Genomic DNA, 16,602 nt, shown 5'->3' on the forward strand with positions numbered 1-16,602 from the left:
CCGGCAGATGCCTGTGATGCCTGATACGCCTGCTGTGGAGGCGAGTTCGTGAAACGATGTCGCCTCAGTGGTCACTCCTGTCAGAGGGAGACCGGATGCCCCAGGGCCCGAGCACGCCCCCCGCCGGCCAGGCGGAGATCGCCGCCTTCGTACAGGACTGCTGGCGGCGCGAGACCGCACGGCCGCTGCCGGTGATCGTTCTGCTGGGACGGCCGGGAAGCGGCAAGACGTACGCACTGGACCACTTCGCCCGCGAGGCGGCGGGCGGCATCACGGCACGGATCGACTTCGCACCGCTGCCGGTGCAACGACCGTACGAACTGGCCGTGCACCTGGCGTTCCTGCTGTCCCGCAAACACCCCGGCGTACGGCCCCCGCGCTTTCCCCGGCTGATGCTCGGACTGCTCGCGCTGAGCCTGGGCGATCTGCCGCTGGACAACCGCGAGGCGGCCCGCAAGCGGCTCAAGTCCGCCCTGAGCCAGGCCCGCGGCAGCGCCGCCGTCGACGCCCTGGAGGCGGCGGGCGGTTTCATCGACGAGCTCGGTCTCTCGCCGGTGCCCCATCTGGAGCTGGCGGCCGGCCTGTTGGTGCGCGGCTTCACCCACCTGCCGGTGGCCACGGCACTGAACCGCGCCCTGGTCGGTTACGGCCAGGGCAGCACCCAGGCGGGCATCGACGCGCTCATCGACCTCAACCGGCGCCACCGCACCGGCATAGCCGCGGACGCCGCGCTGGTGGACCGAGGGCTGTGCGAGGTGTTCCTCGACGACCTCGCCACCTCGTTCGGCGGCCGGCGCAGGCTCTACAACTGCCTGGCCCTGCTCGACGACATCGACCGCCCGCACATCACCGCCTTCCTGGAACTGCTCGCTCAACTGCGCGCCGAGAAGGCCCGCTCCGGGCTCTACGACCCGCTGCTGATCGTCGCTACGGCCGCCACCACCCGCGCGGTGCCCGGGCCGAGCGACGGCAGCCCCGACGACCCGCACATCAGCACCCCCGACACCCTCTCCTACGACGCCTGGCGCACGCGCCCGGACGCGGCCCCGCCGCACTGGTGGTGCCCGGTGCGGCTGCGCGACCTGGACGAGGTCGAGGTCACCCTGGAGGCCACCCGGTACGAGAAGGAGCGCGCGGGACGCACCGGACGCCCGGAGCCGTGGGTGCTGCCCGCCACCACTCCGCTGATCCACCGGCTGACGTACGGGCATCCGTGGAGCGTGCGCACCCTCCACGAGGTGCTGGCCGGGCTGCGCGAGGGCGGCCCGGCGGAGAGCGACCTGCGGGGGCTGCTGTCGGTGCGCCCACCGGGGCAGGGGGTGCCGTTGGCCCATGTCGTACGGGACAGACTGCTGACGGGGCTGACCGCGGACCAGCAGGAGGCGGCCCTGCTGATCGCCACGGCCCGCACCCCCAAGTCGGCCGTGAACGCGGGCCTGCTGAACGACCAGCCGGAGCACGCCAGGGACACCCTGATGCGGGAGCTGCGCGAGCGGCTGTGGCTGTCGCGCCGGGTTCCCGAGGACGCCCACACCCGGGGCGGGCGCGGCCCCTCGGGCTACCTGCTGCCCCGGGCCGGGGCCAGGGGCGCGGGCGCGGTGGACACCACCTTCGACACGCAGCCCGTGCTGCACCCCTGGCTGCGGCTGCTGCTGCTCGACCGGCTGAAGGACCCGACGAGCGGCTCCCTGGAGCGGTGGCGGCAGCTGCACGAAGTACTGGCCTCCTGGCACGCCCGTCACCAGCAGCCGCTGGACGCCCTCTACCACCGTCTCGCCCGGGGCGAACTCTCCTCCGTCGTCGACCACTTCGGGCTCGGGCTGGCGGACGGCGACCTGATCCCGTGGCTGCGCGAGCTGTACCACGTGACAGCCGCGCCGATGTACCCGGCGTGGCTGTCGGACGAGCCCCCGCAGCGACGGGCGACCGAGCTGGCCCGGGAGCTGGCCCCGGACGCCTACGCGGACGAGCGCCTCGGCCGGCCGCTGGCCGAGCTGTGCGCGGCACTGTGGCTGGCGGGCGACCCCCGCAACCGGCTGCCGCTGGGCCACCCCGAACTGAACCACAAGATCAGCGCCAAGCTCCGGCAGCTGGCGATGGTGGCCGAAGCGGACGCGGACACGCTGCTGGACGAGGCCGAGCGCTACACGGACTGACACGGCACGGCGTCATGACCGCCCCGGCGGCATCGAACGAACGGTGTGCGGGACAGGAAGGAGGGGATTGCGGTGGCAGTACCGGGCAGGGGCCGGGGGCGTCGCACCGGCTGGGTGGGGGAGCTGCCCCCGTGGTGGCGGCGCTGGCCCGGCAACGCGATCCTGGGCGTGGTGGTGCTCGCCCTCGTGGCGGGCGGACTGGTGCTGTGGCTGAGGCCCGACCCGCCGGTGGACACCTCGTGTGCGACCGGCGTGGAGCGGGTCGAAGGCGTGTGCGTGGGGATCACCGACGGCTCGTACCACTTCGACGAGAAGAACCTGGGCCCGCTCTTCGAGCGGATCCGCACCGAGAACGAGGCGGTGGACCAGGAGTCCGCGAAGCAGGGCGGGGCCAGTCACGTCGGCATCGCCTACCTGATGTCGATGGTGCCGGACGCCAAGGACACCAACACCCCCGACTCGGTACGGCACGAGCTGGAGGGCGCCTACATCGCGCAGATGGAGGCCAACCACTCCAACAAGTACGGCGACGTACCGAAGATCAAGCTGCTGCTCGCCCACCTCGGCAACGGCCCGGCGCAGGCCGAGGCCACCCTGCGGCAGCTCCGGCTGCGCACCCCGGCGGAGCACCTCGTCGCGGTCGCCGGGCTCGGCACCAGCACGGCGGCCACAGAAGCGGTGATCCGCCGGATCACCGCCTCCCCCGCCCAGGGAGGGCTGCAACTGGCCGCCGTGGGTTCGGTGTTGACCGCCGACACCCTCAGCAAGGTGCCGGGTCTGGTGCGGGTCGCACCCGTCAACTCGGACGAGGCGGCTGCCGCGGCGGCGTTCCTGACGCAGAAGGAGAACGCGAAGAAGCGGGTGCTGGTGGTGCAGGACGAGCGGGCCGACGACTCCTACACCAAGACGCTGGGGGACAAGTTCCTCGCCGTACTCCCGGCGAAGCGGCTGGCCGGTCCGACGGAGAAGTACGACTCGTCGCAGGCCGGCGTGGCGACCGCGTTCAAGACCCGCATGTCGACGATCTGCGCGGCCGGGCCGGACGTCATCTACTTCGCGGGCCGGGGCATCGACCTGCCGCGCTTCCTGGCCCCGCTCAAGGACCGGCCGTGCGTGAAGGACCGTCAAGTGCTGGTGATCTCCGGGGACGACGCCTCGCAGACGGCGCAGGCGGCCGGGTTCCAGGACATCAAGGACACCCTGCGGGACGGCAATGTGCGGCTCGTCTACACCGGGCTCGCGCACCCGGGGAGCTGGGAGAAGCTGCCGGACGCCTACCCGGGCCCGGCGAAGCCGTCGTTCGGCCCCGGCGGCCGGTTCAGGGCCCTGTTCAAGGAGGAGGCGCTGGACGACGGGCAGGCCATCATGGGGCACGACGCGGTCCTCACCGCGGTGGCCGGAATCCGGCTGGTCGCGAAGAACTCCGAAACCAACAACGGGGCGGTGTCCGGCTCCGAGGTCATCCAGATCTGGCGCTCCCTGCACGGCCCGGAAACGGTGAAGGGCGCCAGCGGGCTGATCTCGCTGGGCGGCGACGGGTCGCCGGAACGCAAGGCGGTGCCGCTCATCGAGATCGGCGCGGACGGAAAGGTCTCCACCCTGGCGGTCTCGGCACAGGGAGGGAAGCCGCTCACGGAGCGGGACCTGTCCGGTCGGGGCGGTGCCTGACCGGCTCCGCGCCTCGACGTGATCCCGTTGATCCGCCCGGGCGCGGCCGTACCGCAGCCGGGCGGAGGAGCGCAGCCGGGCGGAGGCGTCAGACCGTACTGAGCGGATGCGGGGCCGTGGCCGAGCGCGGGGGCCACGCGCGCGGGGCGAGGATGCCCAGCACGTAGGCGCGGGCGACGAGTGCGGGTCGGCTGGGCGCGTCCAGCAGTTCCCGCAGTCGCCCGAGGTGGTAGTCGACCGTCTGCCGCGACAGTTTCAGCGAGGCGGCGATGTCGCTGTTGCTGCTGCCCTCGGCGAGCAGGGACAGGATTCTGACCTGTGCGGCGGTGGGCGTGGGATGCGCCTCCACGGCCAGACTCTGATGGGTGACCACGGCCCAGACGTGCCGGGCCCGCCCGGTGGGACCGCCGACCGTCGTCAGGTGGAGTTCGGCGCGACGCCTGCGGCCCCGGGCGTCGACGAGGACGGCGGTGGTCTCCAGCCGTCTGGTGCGGCGCGCGATCAGCCCGTGCCACCTCCGGTGCAGGCGGTCGAGGCCGAGGTCGGGGGCCAGCAGTGTGTGGGCGCGGCGGCCGAGCAGGTCGGGCAGCCCGAGGTGGAAGAGTTCGGCCGCCGCCGTGCTCGCCTCGACCACGCGCCCGCCCGCGGTCAGCAGCGCGCAGGGCAGGCCGCTGTGGTCCCGCAGCGCCTGGAGGCTCTCCTCCGCCCGCTGCCGTCTGACGGTGGCCCGCAGGTGGTCCGTGACGTCGACGTAGATCCCGGCGACGCAGGTCCGCGCGTCCTCCCGGACGGGGAAGCGGTGCCCCACCGCCTGCCCCTCGGTGCCGTCGGGGCGGCGGTAGTGCAGGGTGTGGCGCACGGGTGTGCCGCGGGTCATTATCTCCCGGTCGAGCGCACGGAACCGGTCCGCGTCGGCCGGGGCGTCGAAGTCCTCGATGCGTTTGCCGACGAGTTCCCCCGGCACGGTGCCGTAGAGATGCGCGTAGGCGTGGTTGGCCCACAGGTAGCGGCCGTCGCCGTCCCGGATGAAGGCGGACGCCGGGGCGAGATCGACGAGGTCGGCGAAGGTCTCGTACCGGGGCGGTCGCTGCGGCCCGGTGCCGGCGGGCAGAGGGCCGCGGCACACCGGCTCGTCGACGGTCTCCCACCAGAGCACGGGAAGGTGTGCGAGCAGTGCCTTGAGGGTGGATTCGTGCACAGCGTTCTCTCCGTCCGTAGGCGACTGGCTGACGCTCAGTCACCTGACGATGGGTATCCCGTGCCGATGCCGCGCATACACGGTTATCGGCCGAAGTGCCGTGTACGGCGGGGCAGTTCGGGCGTCCGGTGGCCTGTACTCCTCCGAGGGGCGATCCGGAGGGGGAGATACCGCCCGGGATTCAGGCATTTGCCTGAGTCGTGGACGCGCGCGGCGACGCTGCGCACATCCCTGGCCTGGTCTCCTGGAAGTACGGCCGAGGCTCGTGCGGGCCCGCCGTGGGAACGCGCCCCGCACCCCGCCGCCGGGTGGCCCCGCACCGTCGGCCCTTCGACCCCGGCGCGCGTCCCGGCCGTACGCACCGCGTACGCACCCCCACCGACCCGAACCGAACGACGAATGGAGACGGATTTCCGTGAGCAAGGTGCTGTTAGTGCATGCCAAGGGCGGCCCGCCGCTCGGCCACGTCCTGCTGCGGGCGGCCGCCAAGGCGGAGGTGCACCTGCTGGCGCTCAGTGCTCTTCCTCCCGCCGTCGCCGGTGCCGCCCGCAGCCTGTGCGCCTCCGTGGAGACGCCGACCGAGGCACAGCGCGCCGATCTGGTGCAGTTGATCGTCGCGCGCGCCGGGGCCGTGGGCGCGGACGCCGTGCTGACCTTCTCCGAGTACGCGGTGGTGGCCGTGGCCGAGGCCTGCGAGGCCCTCGGGCTCGCGGGGCCCGGCGGTGCGGCCCACCTCGCCCGCGACAAGCGTCTGATGCGGCGCACCTGGCGTGAACACAGCCTGCCGCAGCCTGCGTTCCGGCCCGTCGCCACCGAGGACGACCTGCACGAGGCGGCCCGCGAGCTGCCCTTCCCGCTGCTCCTCAAGGCGGCGTGGAGCGCGGGCTCCACCGCGCACCAGATCATCCGCACCCCGCACGAGGTGTCCGCCGCCTGGCGGCGCTCGCGCGACGTCATGGCCGAGTCCGCCCAGTTGGGGTTCTCCGAGCTGCACGTGGCGGCGGCGGACGCGGACTTCGTCGTCGAGCAGATCGTCACCGGCACGGCGTCCGACTGGTTCGACGAGCCCGGCTGGGGCGACTACGTCAGCGTGGAGGGAGTCGTCGCGAACGGCACCTTCCATCCGGTCTGCCTCAGCGGCCGGATGCCGACGGTCGAGCCATTCACCGAGCGGGCGGCCATCACCCCGGCGCTGCTGCCGCCCGAGGCGCAGGAACGCGTGGTGGAACTCGCGCGGGCCGCCGTGGACGCCCTGGAACTGCGGGACTGCGGCATCCACACCGAGATCAAACTCGGTGCGGGCGGCGAGATGTGGCTGATCGAGACGGCCGCCAGGTTCGGCGGCGCGATGACCGTGCCGCAGATCGAGGAGGTCTTCGGCCTCGACCTGGTCGGCATGCTCGTCGACCACCTCCTGGGGCGCGAGGTGGCGTGGCCCGACCGGGCGCTCACACCCGCGCAGGCCCAGGGTGCGGCGGGCTCCCTCGTCGTGCTGGCGGTCGACGGGCACGGCAAGGCCTGGCCGGACCGCAGGATCTGGGACTTCCCCGTGGTGGCGGCGGACGTGCCGCTGAGCCGGGGCAGCAGCCTGTCGGTGGTCGCGGAGAGCTCACTGGCCGACGGCACGCCCGTACCGGAGTACGACCCGGCGGCGGGCGCCAACACCATGGCCGCCCTGTGCCTGCTGGCCGCGACCGACGCCCGCACCGTCCTGCACGACTTCGCGGCGCTGGTGGACGCGCTGCCCCGGGTGCTGCCCGCGGCCCGGCCCGAGGAGGCTGCCGTATGACCGCCGCGCTCTTCACCGACGCCGAGGGGGCTGCCGTATGACCGCCGCGCTCTTCACCGACGCCGAGGAGTTCGCCACGGACCGCACGGTCGTCGGCGAGAACCTGTCGCTGCCACTGTTCCGGACCCTCTCCGGGGTGCTGGCCGGGCACCCGTACCTCAAGGTCGTCGTCGACCGCACCGAGCACACCTGGCACCTGCTGGACACGGCCGTACACCCCTTCCACGTCGACTACGTCGCCACCCGCGTCCTGGGCATGCCCATGGCGGCGCTGGACGCGGACCTCGACGCGTTCAACGCCTCCGTCTACACGGCCCCCGACCGCCGCTTCCTGCTGGGCGTGCTGTCGCTGCACACCGGCGAAGACCCGGAGGGCCAGGAGCGGACCTTCCTCGTCCTGGAGACCACCGAGGCCGACACCATGGGCGGTGAACTCCTCGCCGAGTTCTACGAGTTCGTACGCGAACGGGTCGACGGCAGGCTCCCCGTGCTCCTGAAACCGGCCAACCACCGGCAGGAGGAGGAGCTCGCGGCGATCAGCGAGCAACGCGTTCCGCGCGTCCTGAGCCACGAGCTGTTCGGCAACCGCACCCGCACCCCGCTGAACCCCGGCGACGCCACCGGCCGCCTGCGGTTCTTCCGCACCCACGAGGAGTACGCGGCGGCCGAGTCCTCCCTCGGCTGGGCGGACATCGTGGCCATGGCCTGCCTGCCGGACGACGTGCCCCGGGTCGCCGGGTTCGTCAACACCGCCCCCATCACCCCGCTCTCGCACACCAACGTCCTGGCGTCCGGCTGGGGCATCCCCAACGCGATCGTGCGCGATCTGGAACAGCTCGTCGACGCGGACGGCCTCGACGGAGCATGGGTGAGCTACCGGGTGCGCGAGGACGAGATCCTGCTCGAACTCCTCGACGAGGAACCCGCGTTGCAGGCCCCGGCCTGGCACCAGCAGCGCATCCGCCTGGAGCCTCCGCTGCTCGACGACACCCCGGTGCTCTCCCTGCACCGGCTGCGCGCCGCCGACCGCGACACGTACGGCACCAAGGCCGCCAACCTGGGCGAGCTGCACCACGTGCTCGACAGCCGCACCGCGGACCTGACCGCCTACTACGGGCGGCCCCGCCCGCCCCGCGAACACCTCTACCACCACCTCGCCGCCCGCCTCGGCCTCACCTCGCCCAGCACCGCCGAACTCGCCTCCCGCGCGGCCGACTTCGTGGCCTCGACGGTCGCGGCACCGGAGGGAGTCGCCCTGCCCTTCGCGCTCCAGCAGCACTTCCTCGCCTCCAGCCCCGCCATCCAGCAGGGCATCGGCAAGCTGAAGATGGCGCTGGAACTCGACGCGGGCGACGCCCTGGACCCGCTGTGCCTCCAGCTCCAGCACCTGATCCGGCAGACGCCCCTGCCCGACTCGGTCGCCCGCCAGGTCGGCCAGGCGTTCCCCGGCGTCGACCGGGGCGAGCGGCTCGTGGTGCGCTCGTCCTCCAACGCCGAAGACCTGCCGGGCTTCTCGGCCGCGGGCGTGTACGACTCCGTCACCACCGTCCGCTCCGCCCGGGAACTCCTCGACGCGGTACGCCAGGTGTGGGCCTCCCTGGTGTCCCCGCGCAGCGTGCGGCTGCGCCACCAGGTCGGGATCTCGCTGGACGACACGTACATGGGCGTCATCGTCCAGCGGTACGAGCCCGCCACACTCGGCGGAGTCCTGGTCACCTGCAACCCGACGCGTCGCGAGGACTTCCGCAACGTCTACCTCAACTGTTCCCCCGGCTCCCCGGAACAGGTCGTCGACGGCACGGTCCTGCCGCAGCAGTACCTCTACAACACGGTCGAGGGCGGAGGCCGCACCGTCGCCCTGGGTTCCTGGGACGAGGGGCTGCCCGCCGCGACGCGCGCCCGTCTCGCCGACCTGTCCCTGACGGGCCGGCTGCTCCAGTCGCACTTCAGCGGGTCGGAGCCCGGCGGCGACGTCGACAGGGCGCTGGACATCGAGTGGCTGATGACCGGGCAGGGCGACTTCCGGCTGGTCCAGATCCGCCCGTACGCGCTGTGAGGCGCGGCCCCGCGTCCCGGCGCGCCGAGGAGCGGGCGGCGGGCGGCGGCGGACTCACCGCCACCGCCCGCCGGATCATCCGCCTCAACTACGGCTTCCAGCTCCTGTTCAACCTGCTGTGGTGGATGCCCGTCTTCTACGCGTACCAGAAGGCGGCCGGGCTCTCCGACACGGAGATCTTCGGCATCCAGAGCATCTACTACGTGGCGTTCTGCCTGTTCGAGATCCCGACCGGCCTGATCGCCGACCGGATCGGCACCCGCAACTGCCTGCGGGCCGGTGCGGTCGTGATGACCGCGGCGAACCTGGCACCGGTGTTCTCCGCCTCCTACACCGGCTTCCTGGTCCACTTCCTGGCCATCGCCGCGGGCCGCTCGCTCACCTCGGGCGCCGCCAGCGCCTATCTCTACGACGGACTGCGGGCCGAGAAGTGCGACGCGCACTACCTGAAGGCGGAGGGCACGGCCCGGGCGCTGGGCCTGGCGGCGAAGGTCGTGTGCTGGCCGCTGGTGGGCCCCTTGATGGCGGTGGCGCACTCGACGCCGTACGTGCTGAGCGCCGCCAGTGCCGCGGGCTCCGTGGCCTGCGCGGTCGCCCTGCCCAGGCTGGCCGGTCCGGACGGCGACCGGGAGAAGGCCGCGGACCGCTCCGACGGGGGACGGCGGGGCGGCGCGTTCCTGCGCGACGCGGGCACGGCACTGCGCTGCGTCGTCACCTCGCCGTGGCTGGCGATGGTGATGGTGCAGGGCGTGGCGGTGTTCACGCTCTCCCGGATCTGCCAGGTCAACCTCTTCCAGCCGATCCTGCTCGACCACGGCATCGCGGAGGCCTCGCACGGCGGGGTGCTCGCCGCGATGACGGTCGCGGAGGCGGTGGCCTCGGCCCGCCCGCAGTGGCTCAGCAGGCGGCTGCCGCCGGTGGCCTGGGTGTCGATCCTCAGCCTCGCGCTGGCGGGGACGCTCGCCGCGATGACGCTGGGCGGGCCGTGGGTCGTGGTGGCGCTGCTGTGCCTGTTCGCGGCGGCCACCGGGTTCGCGTACCCGATCCAGCGCAAGCTGGTGAACGACGCGGTGCCCGCGCACGCACCGCGCGCCACGCTGCTGTCGGTCGAGAGCATCGTGGACCGCGCGGTGTGCGCGCTGGCGGCGGTCGCCGCGGGCGCGTACCTCGCGGCGGGGCACCTGGACGCACTGCTGTGGCACAGCGCGCTGGTCACGGTGGCGCTGCTGGGGGTCTTCCAACTCCTGCTGCGCACGGGTGTCGTACGGACGTCACGGTACGAGCCGTCACACGCGGCGGAAGCGGTATCGCCCAGCGGCGAGCGACGGTCTCGGGTGGCCGGTGGCGGCCGTTCGTCCCCGCCGTAACCGTTACGGGAGCGGGTCCGCGGCGGTCACCCGCGGACCCGGCCCAGGAGTTCGATGACCGGCACCGGCAGGAATCCGGGCCGGTGCGGCTGCCCCACCTGGTACGCCACGAATCCCTGGGCGGCCGCCGCCCGCACCTCCTCGGCGGTCTCCGCCTGGTGCACCACGGCGCAGCCGCCCGAGCGCGCCTTCGCCCGCTGCCACAGCGCGGGTGCGGGCTTGCGCTCGGCCTCGGTGCGGGGCGTGTAGATCCGGTCGCCGAAGTCCGCCCAGGAGAAGGGCACGGAGCCCTTCCAGGTGGCGTCGACCTCCTGCTTCAGGCGTGCTGCGCGCTCGGCGTCGGTCGCACCCCAGGAGGGCGGCACGTTCGTGATCAGCCCCACCTTGATGTGGCGTTCGCGCAGGGCCCGCAGATGGGCGTAGGCGCCGGGGCGATAGTCCGTACTGCCGTCCTCGGCGGTGTGGATGAGGGTCTCGCCCAGGTCGAAGTACGCGTAAGGGCACGGTCGTTGTGCGTCGATGCGCCCAACTGCTGCTGCATCGACCTCCGTTGGTGTCGCGGCAACGGCGGAGGTGCACAGTGCGGCTGCGGCCACAGTGGCCGCGCCCAGGGCCAGGACCACTCGGGCCGGACCTCTGACGGTGGTTGTCCTCATGGCGTCGTCGCCCTTCTCCCGGCACACGGATCACTGGTCTCTCGCGCTGTACCCCGTCACGGGGGCCGCCAGTCACCCCGAGGCACAACTCCCTTGCACAACCCGCGTGCGGCACCTTCCTTCCCCATTCCGGGGGCCCGCTCGACGACCAGGCTTTCACCGGTCGTCGGTGTCGAACGCCTGGGCAACGGCGAGGCTGTCCTCGTAGACATGGTGCCGGGTGACCAAGCCGTCCTCGAAGGTGAGGTGCATGGCGAACCGTGCTCGATACGCGCGACCGGTGGACCGAGCGGTCTGGCGGATCTCGCCGAGCACGACCGCGTCGTTTCCGTCGACGAGGATGCGCTCGACCTCCGTCGCCACCCCCTCCGGCACGTGGTGCTCGGCCAGTTCGCGATAGTGGGCGGCCGCGTCGGCCCGGGTGGACCGATGACGGATCCAGGGCGTGGCAGCACGACCGTGCTCGGCCTCCGGCCAGCTCAGCTTCCAATCGCCCCGCTCGGCGTACAGTTCGGCGATGCGCTCGGGATCGCCCTCACCGATCGTGCGCAGTAACTCCTCGACCGTGGTCCGTGTGGTGGCTATGGACATGATGGGCCCCTCCGTATGGTCCGCGTCCTGCTCCTGTGGTGAGATCACCAACCTAGCCCGCACGGTCCGGCCGGGGCGATTACCTCCGGAGTAGGCAAGCGCAACATCAAGATCCACTTTCGAAGCGGACCCTAGGGGGAGGCGGTCTGCGGAGCGAAGAGTTCCCGGACGGTCTCCATGGCGAGGTTGCGCAGCCAGGTGTGGGCGCGGTCGTCGTCGTAGCGCTGGTGCCACAGCAGATACAGCGGTACGTCGGGCAGCGGCAGCGGCGACCGCAAGGTGACCAGGCCGAGCTGCTCCCGGGCCGTCCGGGTGACCGCGTCGGGGAGCGTGACCACCAGGTCGGAGTCCAGGGCGAGTTGGAGGGCGAACGCGGCCGTGGGTCCCGCGGTGACGACCCGGCGTTCGAGCCCGCGCGCGCCCAGGGTGTCGTCGATCGGGTCACGCAGACTTCCGCGCCGCGAGACGGTGAGGTGCTCGCACGCCGCGTACCGCTCCGCGCTCGGCGGACCGACGGTGAGCGGATGGCCCGGACGCACGGCGACGACCAACCGGTCCCTGCCGACGAGGTGATGGCGGATGTCGGGAAGCGTCGGCACACCGGCGCTCGATTCGAGGTCGACTTCTCCCCTGCGCAGTTCGGCGTCGTCCCTGCCCGGTTCGGCCGACAGCCGCAGCCGGACGCCGGGTGCCTGACGGTGCACGGCCGTGGCCAGGGCGGTGCCGCACGCCGTGGTCAGGGCGTCGTGCCAGCGCACCGTGAACACCCGGTCCAGAGCAGCCAGATCGAGGTCCTGCTGCGCGGACAGCAGGCGATGAGCCTGCTGCACGAGGGTGTGGACCTCGGCGCGCATGGCCAGCGCGCGGGTGGTGGGGACCATGCTGCGGCCGGTGCGGACCAGGATCTGGTCCCCGGTGGCCTTGCGGATGCGGCCCAGGGAGCGGCTCATCGCCGGTGAGGTGACATGGAGTCGGGCCGCCGCACCGGCGACGCTGCCCTCTTCCAGCAGGGCGTCCAGGGCCGTGAGCAGATTCAAATCCAGTTGCATGACAGTAACTCTACAAGTGCAAAGCATGCACTTGTTGTTCATGCTGCTGCGGCCTACCTTCGAAGTGCGGGGCAGGACAACCGCCCCCGCCACAAGCCCACTTCACCCGAACCCAGGGAGCCCACCATGAGCACAGCCATGCCTTTCGCCGCCGGCACGACGCTCCTGTCCGACGTGACGGCCGCGGTGAAGACCGCCGGCGCTGTGCTGCGCGACCGCCACACCTCGTACGCCCGGGGCGTGAGCCTCGACGCGATCGTCGGCGAGATCCACGCCAACGACGACGCGGTACTGGAAGTGCTCCGGGAGCCGCTGCTGGCGGCCCGGCCGGGTTCGCAGTGGGCCGAGGACGAACTGGCGGGCGGCGCGCTCCCGTCCGGCGAGTGGTGGGTCGTCGACCCCGCCGAGGGCAACATCAACCACGTCCACGGCATGGACGACTGGTCCGTCACCGCCACCCTGGTCCGTGACAACCAGCCGGTCCTCACCGTGGTCCACCTGCCGCTGACCGGCGACACCTACACCGCGGTGGCGGGCGGCGGCGCCCACCTCAACGGGCGGCCCCTGAAGGTCTCCGCCAAGACCGACCTGGGTGCCGCGCTCATCGGCACGGGCCAGGCCAAGCCGGGAGAGGACGAGCGCACGTTCCGGCGGATCGGCGACTCCGTCACCGCGATGCTGGTCAACGGTCTGGTCGTACGCGTGTCCGTGCCCGCGACCATGCAGCTCATCCACGTCGCCGCCGGGCGCATGGACGCGTTCTGGCAGTTCTCCGACGTCCGCTCCGGCCTCGTCGCCGGGGCCCTGCTGGTCTCCGAGGCCGGGGGCACCGTCACCGACCTCGCGGGCGAACCCTGGAACACCGCCAGCCGCGACTTCCTGGCCTCCGCCCCCGGCATCCACACCGCCGCACTCAAGGTCCTCTCGCCGCTCGCCTGACCCTCCTCCACCGTTACCGTTAGGAGCACCACCCCATGACCCGCATCGGCATCCTGGGCACCGGCCGCGTCGGAACCCACCTCGCGGCGAAGCTCTCCGCAGCCGGACACCACGTCACCCTCGGCGCCCGCAACCCCGAGGACGCCGCCCACGCCTCCCCGCCCTCGTCGCGGATCACCTTCGCCGACCAGCGCACCACCGCCCGCACCGCGGACGTCGTGATCAACGCGACCCCCGGCGACAGTTCCCTGGACCGCCTCACCGACCTGCGCGGCGAACTCGGCGGCACGATCCTCATCGACGTCTCCAACGCCACCCTCGACGACGATGACGGCCTGCCCGGAGCCCTGTGCTACCCGGACAGCAGCCTCGCCGAGCAGCTCCAGGCGGCGCTCCCCGACACCCAGGTGGTCAAGACCCTCAACACCATGCTCTTCATGGTCATGACCGCACCCGAGACCCTGACCACCCCACCGACCGCCTACCTCTCGGGCGACGACGCACACGCGAAGAGAACGGTCACCGCCCTGCTCGGCGACCTGGGCTGGCGGCCCGAACAGATCGAGGACCTCGGCGGCATCACCACAGCCCGCGCCACCGAGGCGATGATCCTGGTCGTACCCCACATCCTGCGACGCCACGGCTTCAAACCCTTCGCGGTCTCCCTCACCCGCTGACCGGCAGCACTCACAGGGCGTCTGGCAGGGCGTCCCACAGGTGGGGCCGGTCGGGTGCCTCTTGGAGGGCGCGTACGACGTCGGGGTGGGGCGCGGCGTACAGGCCCGGGTAGTCCACCTCCCCGCGCCCCTCCTGCGGCACCCACGCGAGCCGTTCGCCGTCGAGGGAGAACTGGGCGTCGACGCCCTCCTTGTTGCCGCGCACGTCCTGCCGGTGCCAGGCCCCGTTGAACCGCACGGCGATCAGCCCGTGCACGCAGTGCCCCTGCCCTTCGTCGTACTCCAGCCGTTGGTAGCAGAGGGCGGTGGGAATGTCCTCGGCGCGCAGCAGCGCCGTGAGGGCGTGCGCCTTGGCGTGGCAGATGCCGGTGCCCTGTTCCAGGACGTCGGAGGCACGCCACGTGACGCGCAGGTCCCCAGAGTCCGCGCGTTTCCCACGCGGCCGCCGCCCACCACCACCAGGGCAGGCTCGCAGGGTGTCACGCAGCCCGGCCCCCGGCATGCCCGAACGGCCGCACCGGAAGGTGCGGCCGCATGCCGGGGCCTGCTCAGTGAACCGTGCCGTGCAGCTCCTCGTACGCCGTGGGTGTCGGCAGGGTCGGGAGGTAGCGCGGGGCGCGCCAGGCCCGAAGTCGCTGTTCGACTTCCGCGCCGAGGGACAGCAGCGCCCCGTCCTTGTGCTTCCCGGACATGAGCAGCAGACCCACCGGCAGTTCTCCCACGGACCCGGCGGGGACCGAGAGGGAGGGGTATCCGGCCACGGCGGCGGGAGTGGAGGAGGGGATCACATCGTTGTCGCCCCGGGCGCAGTCGGTGGTCCAGGCGGGCGGGTTGGTCGGCGCGGCAATGGCGTCCAGGCGGTGGGCGGCCATCGTCTCGTCGATCGACTTGCGTGCCAGCCTGGTGAGTTCCGCGCGCGCTGCCCGGTACTGGGGGTCGGTCGTGGGCGGCGCCGTGAGCGCGCTCTCGAACAGCTCCACCCCGGCGAAGCACGTCTGCTCCGCAGGGTTGGCGCGATGGAACGCGGTGAGCTCGGCAAGGTTCTTCGGACCCCGCCGTCCCGCGAGGTAGGCGTCGATGTCCCGGTGGAACTCGCTCAGCAGAGCCGGGAACTCCAGCTCCGCCAGGCGGTCCTGGTACGGCGGGGTGACCTCGACGACCGTCGCCCCGGCGCTCCGCAGGCGCTGCGCCGCCGCCGTCATGACCTGGTCCACGTCCTTGCCGAGCGACGGCAGCCGCCACAGACCGATCCGCCGCCCCCGCATGCTCGCCGATGCGGCGCCGGGCGCCGCGCTCTCGCCCGTGACGTGTCCCTTCTCCCGCATCGCGGCCAGGGTCAGCGCCACGTCGACGACATTGCGCGCCATCGGCCCTGCGGTGTCCTGTTCGGCGGAGATCGGTACGACGCCCCGGCCGCTCACCACGCCCAGGGTGGGCTTGAGCCCGACCACACCGTTCATCCCCGCGGGACACACGATGGAGCCGTCCGTCTCGGTGCCGATGGCCACTTGGGCCAGCGAAGCCGCGAGCGCGGCCCCGGAACCGGCCGAAGATCCGCAGGGGTTCCGGTCGAGGACGTAGGGATTGTGTGTCTGCCCGCCGACCGCGGACCAGCCCGAAGTGGGCTTCGCGGCACGGAAGTTGGCCCATTCGGACAGGTTCGTCTTGCCGAGGATCACCGCCCCGGCCTCCCGCAGACGGGTGACGAGCGGGGCGTCCTTGTGCGGGGCGGCCGTGGCCAGAGCCAGAGAACCCGCCGTCGAGAGCAGGCCCTTGGTGTCGACGTTGTCCTTGATCAGTACGGGGATGCCGTCGAGCGGACCGAGGACGGCGCCGCGCCGGTGCCGGGCATCACTCCGGGCAGCCTGCTGGAGGGCGGTGGGATCGGTGCGCAGCACGGCGTGGATCTTCGGGTCGATCTCCGCGATCCGCTTCAGGTAGGCGCGGGTCAGCCCCGAGGGGGTGAGGGACCCGCTCGCCATACGTGCCTGGAGCTGGGGGATCGTCACCGTGTTCAGGTCGATGCCCCGCAGTTCCCCGGCTGCCGGAGAGGCCGGGGAAGGGCCCGCTGCGGGGCGGACCTCGGAGGCGTGTGCGGGTCCGGCGGGGGAGGTCCACCAGGAGGTGATCAGGAGCGCGGACACGGCCAGCGTCGCGGCGGCACGCGTGCCGGGACGGGTCGTGTGGGGTGTTGCGGAGGAGGAGGCCGCGGACTTCCGAGCCGAGAGGGGTCTCATGGGGCAAGCCGACTACAGCCGCCCGGTCGCGCGCAAGGGCCCCACCGGCATTTGATGCTGGGCTTGCGGGGTGCCGCGCCCCTGCACCCGTACGCGTACGGGCAGTGCGGCTCCGGCCGCCGGCGACCGTACGTACGGACCGCCGCCGCACGCATGCGCGTGCTTACGGCGGACGAGCGCCGAAGCCCGCGGGGTAGATGTGCATGCGTATCGGTCAAA

13 protein-coding genes are annotated in these 16,602 nt (G+C 72.4%); 7 read left to right on the forward strand and 6 right to left on the reverse strand.

Annotated elements, in window-relative coordinates; genetic code table 11:
• Window positions 1-95 precede the first annotated feature (95 nt).
• Together ACIO3O_RS41540 and ACIO3O_RS41545 are read left to right on the forward strand one after the other, a co-directional pair.
• Window positions 96-2,156, forward strand: a complete 2,061-nt coding sequence (locus tag ACIO3O_RS41540) for a hypothetical protein (RefSeq protein WP_401755829.1) — start codon at window positions 96-98, stop codon at window positions 2,154-2,156.
• A gap of 72 nt (window positions 2,157-2,228) precedes the next feature.
• On the forward strand, window positions 2,229-3,824 hold the full coding sequence (locus tag ACIO3O_RS41545; protein ID WP_401755832.1) for an ABC transporter substrate-binding protein: 1,596 nt from the start codon (window positions 2,229-2,231) through the stop codon (window positions 3,822-3,824).
• A gap of 88 nt (window positions 3,825-3,912) precedes the next feature.
• On the opposite strand, the gene ACIO3O_RS41550 is transcribed toward ACIO3O_RS41545, so the two are convergent.
• The gene (locus ACIO3O_RS41550; protein ID WP_401755834.1) at window positions 3,913-5,022 is read right to left on the reverse strand and encodes a PAS domain-containing protein; all 1,110 of its coding nucleotides are present in this window, start codon (window positions 5,020-5,022) and stop codon (window positions 3,913-3,915) included.
• A 415-nt stretch (window positions 5,023-5,437) separates the two neighbouring features.
• Here ACIO3O_RS41550 and ACIO3O_RS41555 point away from each other — a divergent pair, with 415 nt between their 5' ends.
• Genes ACIO3O_RS41555 through ACIO3O_RS41565 form a run of 3 tightly spaced genes read left to right on the forward strand, consistent with a single transcriptional unit; the run spans window position 5,438 to window position 10,234 of the window.
• A complete protein-coding gene (locus ACIO3O_RS41555; RefSeq protein WP_401755837.1) occupies window positions 5,438-6,811 on the forward strand; it encodes an acetyl-CoA carboxylase biotin carboxylase subunit family protein in 1,374 nt (457 codons plus the stop codon).
• Between the two features lie 37 nt (window positions 6,812-6,848).
• Window positions 6,849-8,867, forward strand: a complete 2,019-nt coding sequence (locus ACIO3O_RS41560) for a PEP/pyruvate-binding domain-containing protein (protein ID WP_401755840.1) — start codon at window positions 6,849-6,851, stop codon at window positions 8,865-8,867.
• Window positions 8,864-10,234, forward strand: coding sequence for an MFS transporter (locus tag ACIO3O_RS41565; RefSeq protein WP_401755843.1), 1,371 nt, complete (start codon window positions 8,864-8,866; stop codon window positions 10,232-10,234). The genes ACIO3O_RS41560 and ACIO3O_RS41565 overlap by 4 nt, the downstream gene beginning before the upstream one ends.
• Before the next feature lie 26 nt (window positions 10,235-10,260).
• On the opposite strand, the gene ACIO3O_RS41570 is transcribed toward ACIO3O_RS41565, so the two are convergent.
• The 3 genes from ACIO3O_RS41570 to ACIO3O_RS41580 form a co-directional block, all read right to left on the reverse strand.
• Entirely contained in the window at window positions 10,261-10,890 is a 630-nt protein-coding gene (locus ACIO3O_RS41570) for a hypothetical protein (protein ID WP_401755846.1), read from the reverse strand.
• A gap of 156 nt (window positions 10,891-11,046) precedes the next feature.
• Window positions 11,047-11,481 carry a nuclear transport factor 2 family protein gene (locus tag ACIO3O_RS41575; RefSeq protein WP_401755848.1) on the reverse strand — a complete coding sequence of 145 codons (435 nt, stop codon included), beginning with the start codon at window positions 11,479-11,481 and terminating at the stop codon, window positions 11,047-11,049.
• Between the two features lie 131 nt (window positions 11,482-11,612).
• Complete coding sequence (locus tag ACIO3O_RS41580; protein ID WP_401755850.1) at window positions 11,613-12,530, reverse strand: LysR family transcriptional regulator; 918 nt, start codon at window positions 12,528-12,530, stop codon at window positions 11,613-11,615.
• A gap of 126 nt (window positions 12,531-12,656) precedes the next feature.
• Between ACIO3O_RS41580 and ACIO3O_RS41585 the strand changes: the two genes are divergently transcribed.
• Together ACIO3O_RS41585 and ACIO3O_RS41590 are read left to right on the forward strand one after the other, a co-directional pair.
• On the forward strand, window positions 12,657-13,469 hold the full coding sequence (locus tag ACIO3O_RS41585; protein WP_401755853.1) for an inositol monophosphatase family protein: 813 nt from the start codon (window positions 12,657-12,659) through the stop codon (window positions 13,467-13,469).
• 35 nt (window positions 13,470-13,504) lie between these two features.
• Window positions 13,505-14,146, forward strand: coding sequence for an NADPH-dependent F420 reductase (locus ACIO3O_RS41590; protein WP_401755855.1), 642 nt, complete (start codon window positions 13,505-13,507; stop codon window positions 14,144-14,146).
• 10 nt (window positions 14,147-14,156) lie between these two features.
• On the opposite strand, the gene ACIO3O_RS41595 is transcribed toward ACIO3O_RS41590, so the two are convergent.
• A complete protein-coding gene (locus ACIO3O_RS41595) occupies window positions 14,157-14,648 on the reverse strand; it encodes a transglutaminase domain-containing protein (protein ID WP_401755858.1) in 492 nt (163 codons plus the stop codon).
• A gap of 46 nt (window positions 14,649-14,694) precedes the next feature.
• Window positions 14,695-16,383 carry an amidase family protein gene (locus tag ACIO3O_RS41600; RefSeq protein ID WP_401755861.1) on the reverse strand — a complete coding sequence of 563 codons (1,689 nt, stop codon included), beginning with the start codon at window positions 16,381-16,383 and terminating at the stop codon, window positions 14,695-14,697.
• Window positions 16,384-16,602 lie beyond the last annotated feature (219 nt).

The sequence above is a fragment of the Streptomyces sp. NPDC087440 genome, from assembly GCF_044744005.1.
Taxonomy (GTDB): domain Bacteria; phylum Actinomycetota; class Actinomycetes; order Streptomycetales; family Streptomycetaceae; genus Streptomyces.

Bases quoted from the DNA above. Each gene is read 5' to 3' on its own strand.
- ACIO3O_RS41580 (WP_401755850.1), bottom strand. From the start codon at position 12,530: ATGCAACTGGATTTGAATCTGCTCACGGCCCTGGACGCCCTGCTGGAA.
- ACIO3O_RS41560 (WP_401755840.1), top strand. From the start codon at position 6,849: ATGACCGCCGCGCTCTTCACCGACGCCGAGGAGTTCGCCACGGACCGC.
- ACIO3O_RS41600 (WP_401755861.1), bottom strand. From the start codon at position 16,383: ATGAGACCCCTCTCGGCTCGGAAGTCCGCGGCCTCCTCCTCCGCAACA.
- ACIO3O_RS41575 (WP_401755848.1), bottom strand. From the start codon at position 11,481: ATGTCCATAGCCACCACACGGACCACGGTCGAGGAGTTACTGCGCACG.
- ACIO3O_RS41595 (WP_401755858.1), bottom strand. From the start codon at position 14,648: ATGCCGGGGGCCGGGCTGCGTGACACCCTGCGAGCCTGCCCTGGTGGT.
- ACIO3O_RS41590 (WP_401755855.1), top strand. From the start codon at position 13,505: ATGACCCGCATCGGCATCCTGGGCACCGGCCGCGTCGGAACCCACCTC.
- ACIO3O_RS41540 (WP_401755829.1), top strand. From the start codon at position 96: ATGCCCCAGGGCCCGAGCACGCCCCCCGCCGGCCAGGCGGAGATCGCC.
- ACIO3O_RS41570 (WP_401755846.1), bottom strand. From the start codon at position 10,890: ATGAGGACAACCACCGTCAGAGGTCCGGCCCGAGTGGTCCTGGCCCTG.
- ACIO3O_RS41585 (WP_401755853.1), top strand. From the start codon at position 12,657: ATGAGCACAGCCATGCCTTTCGCCGCCGGCACGACGCTCCTGTCCGAC.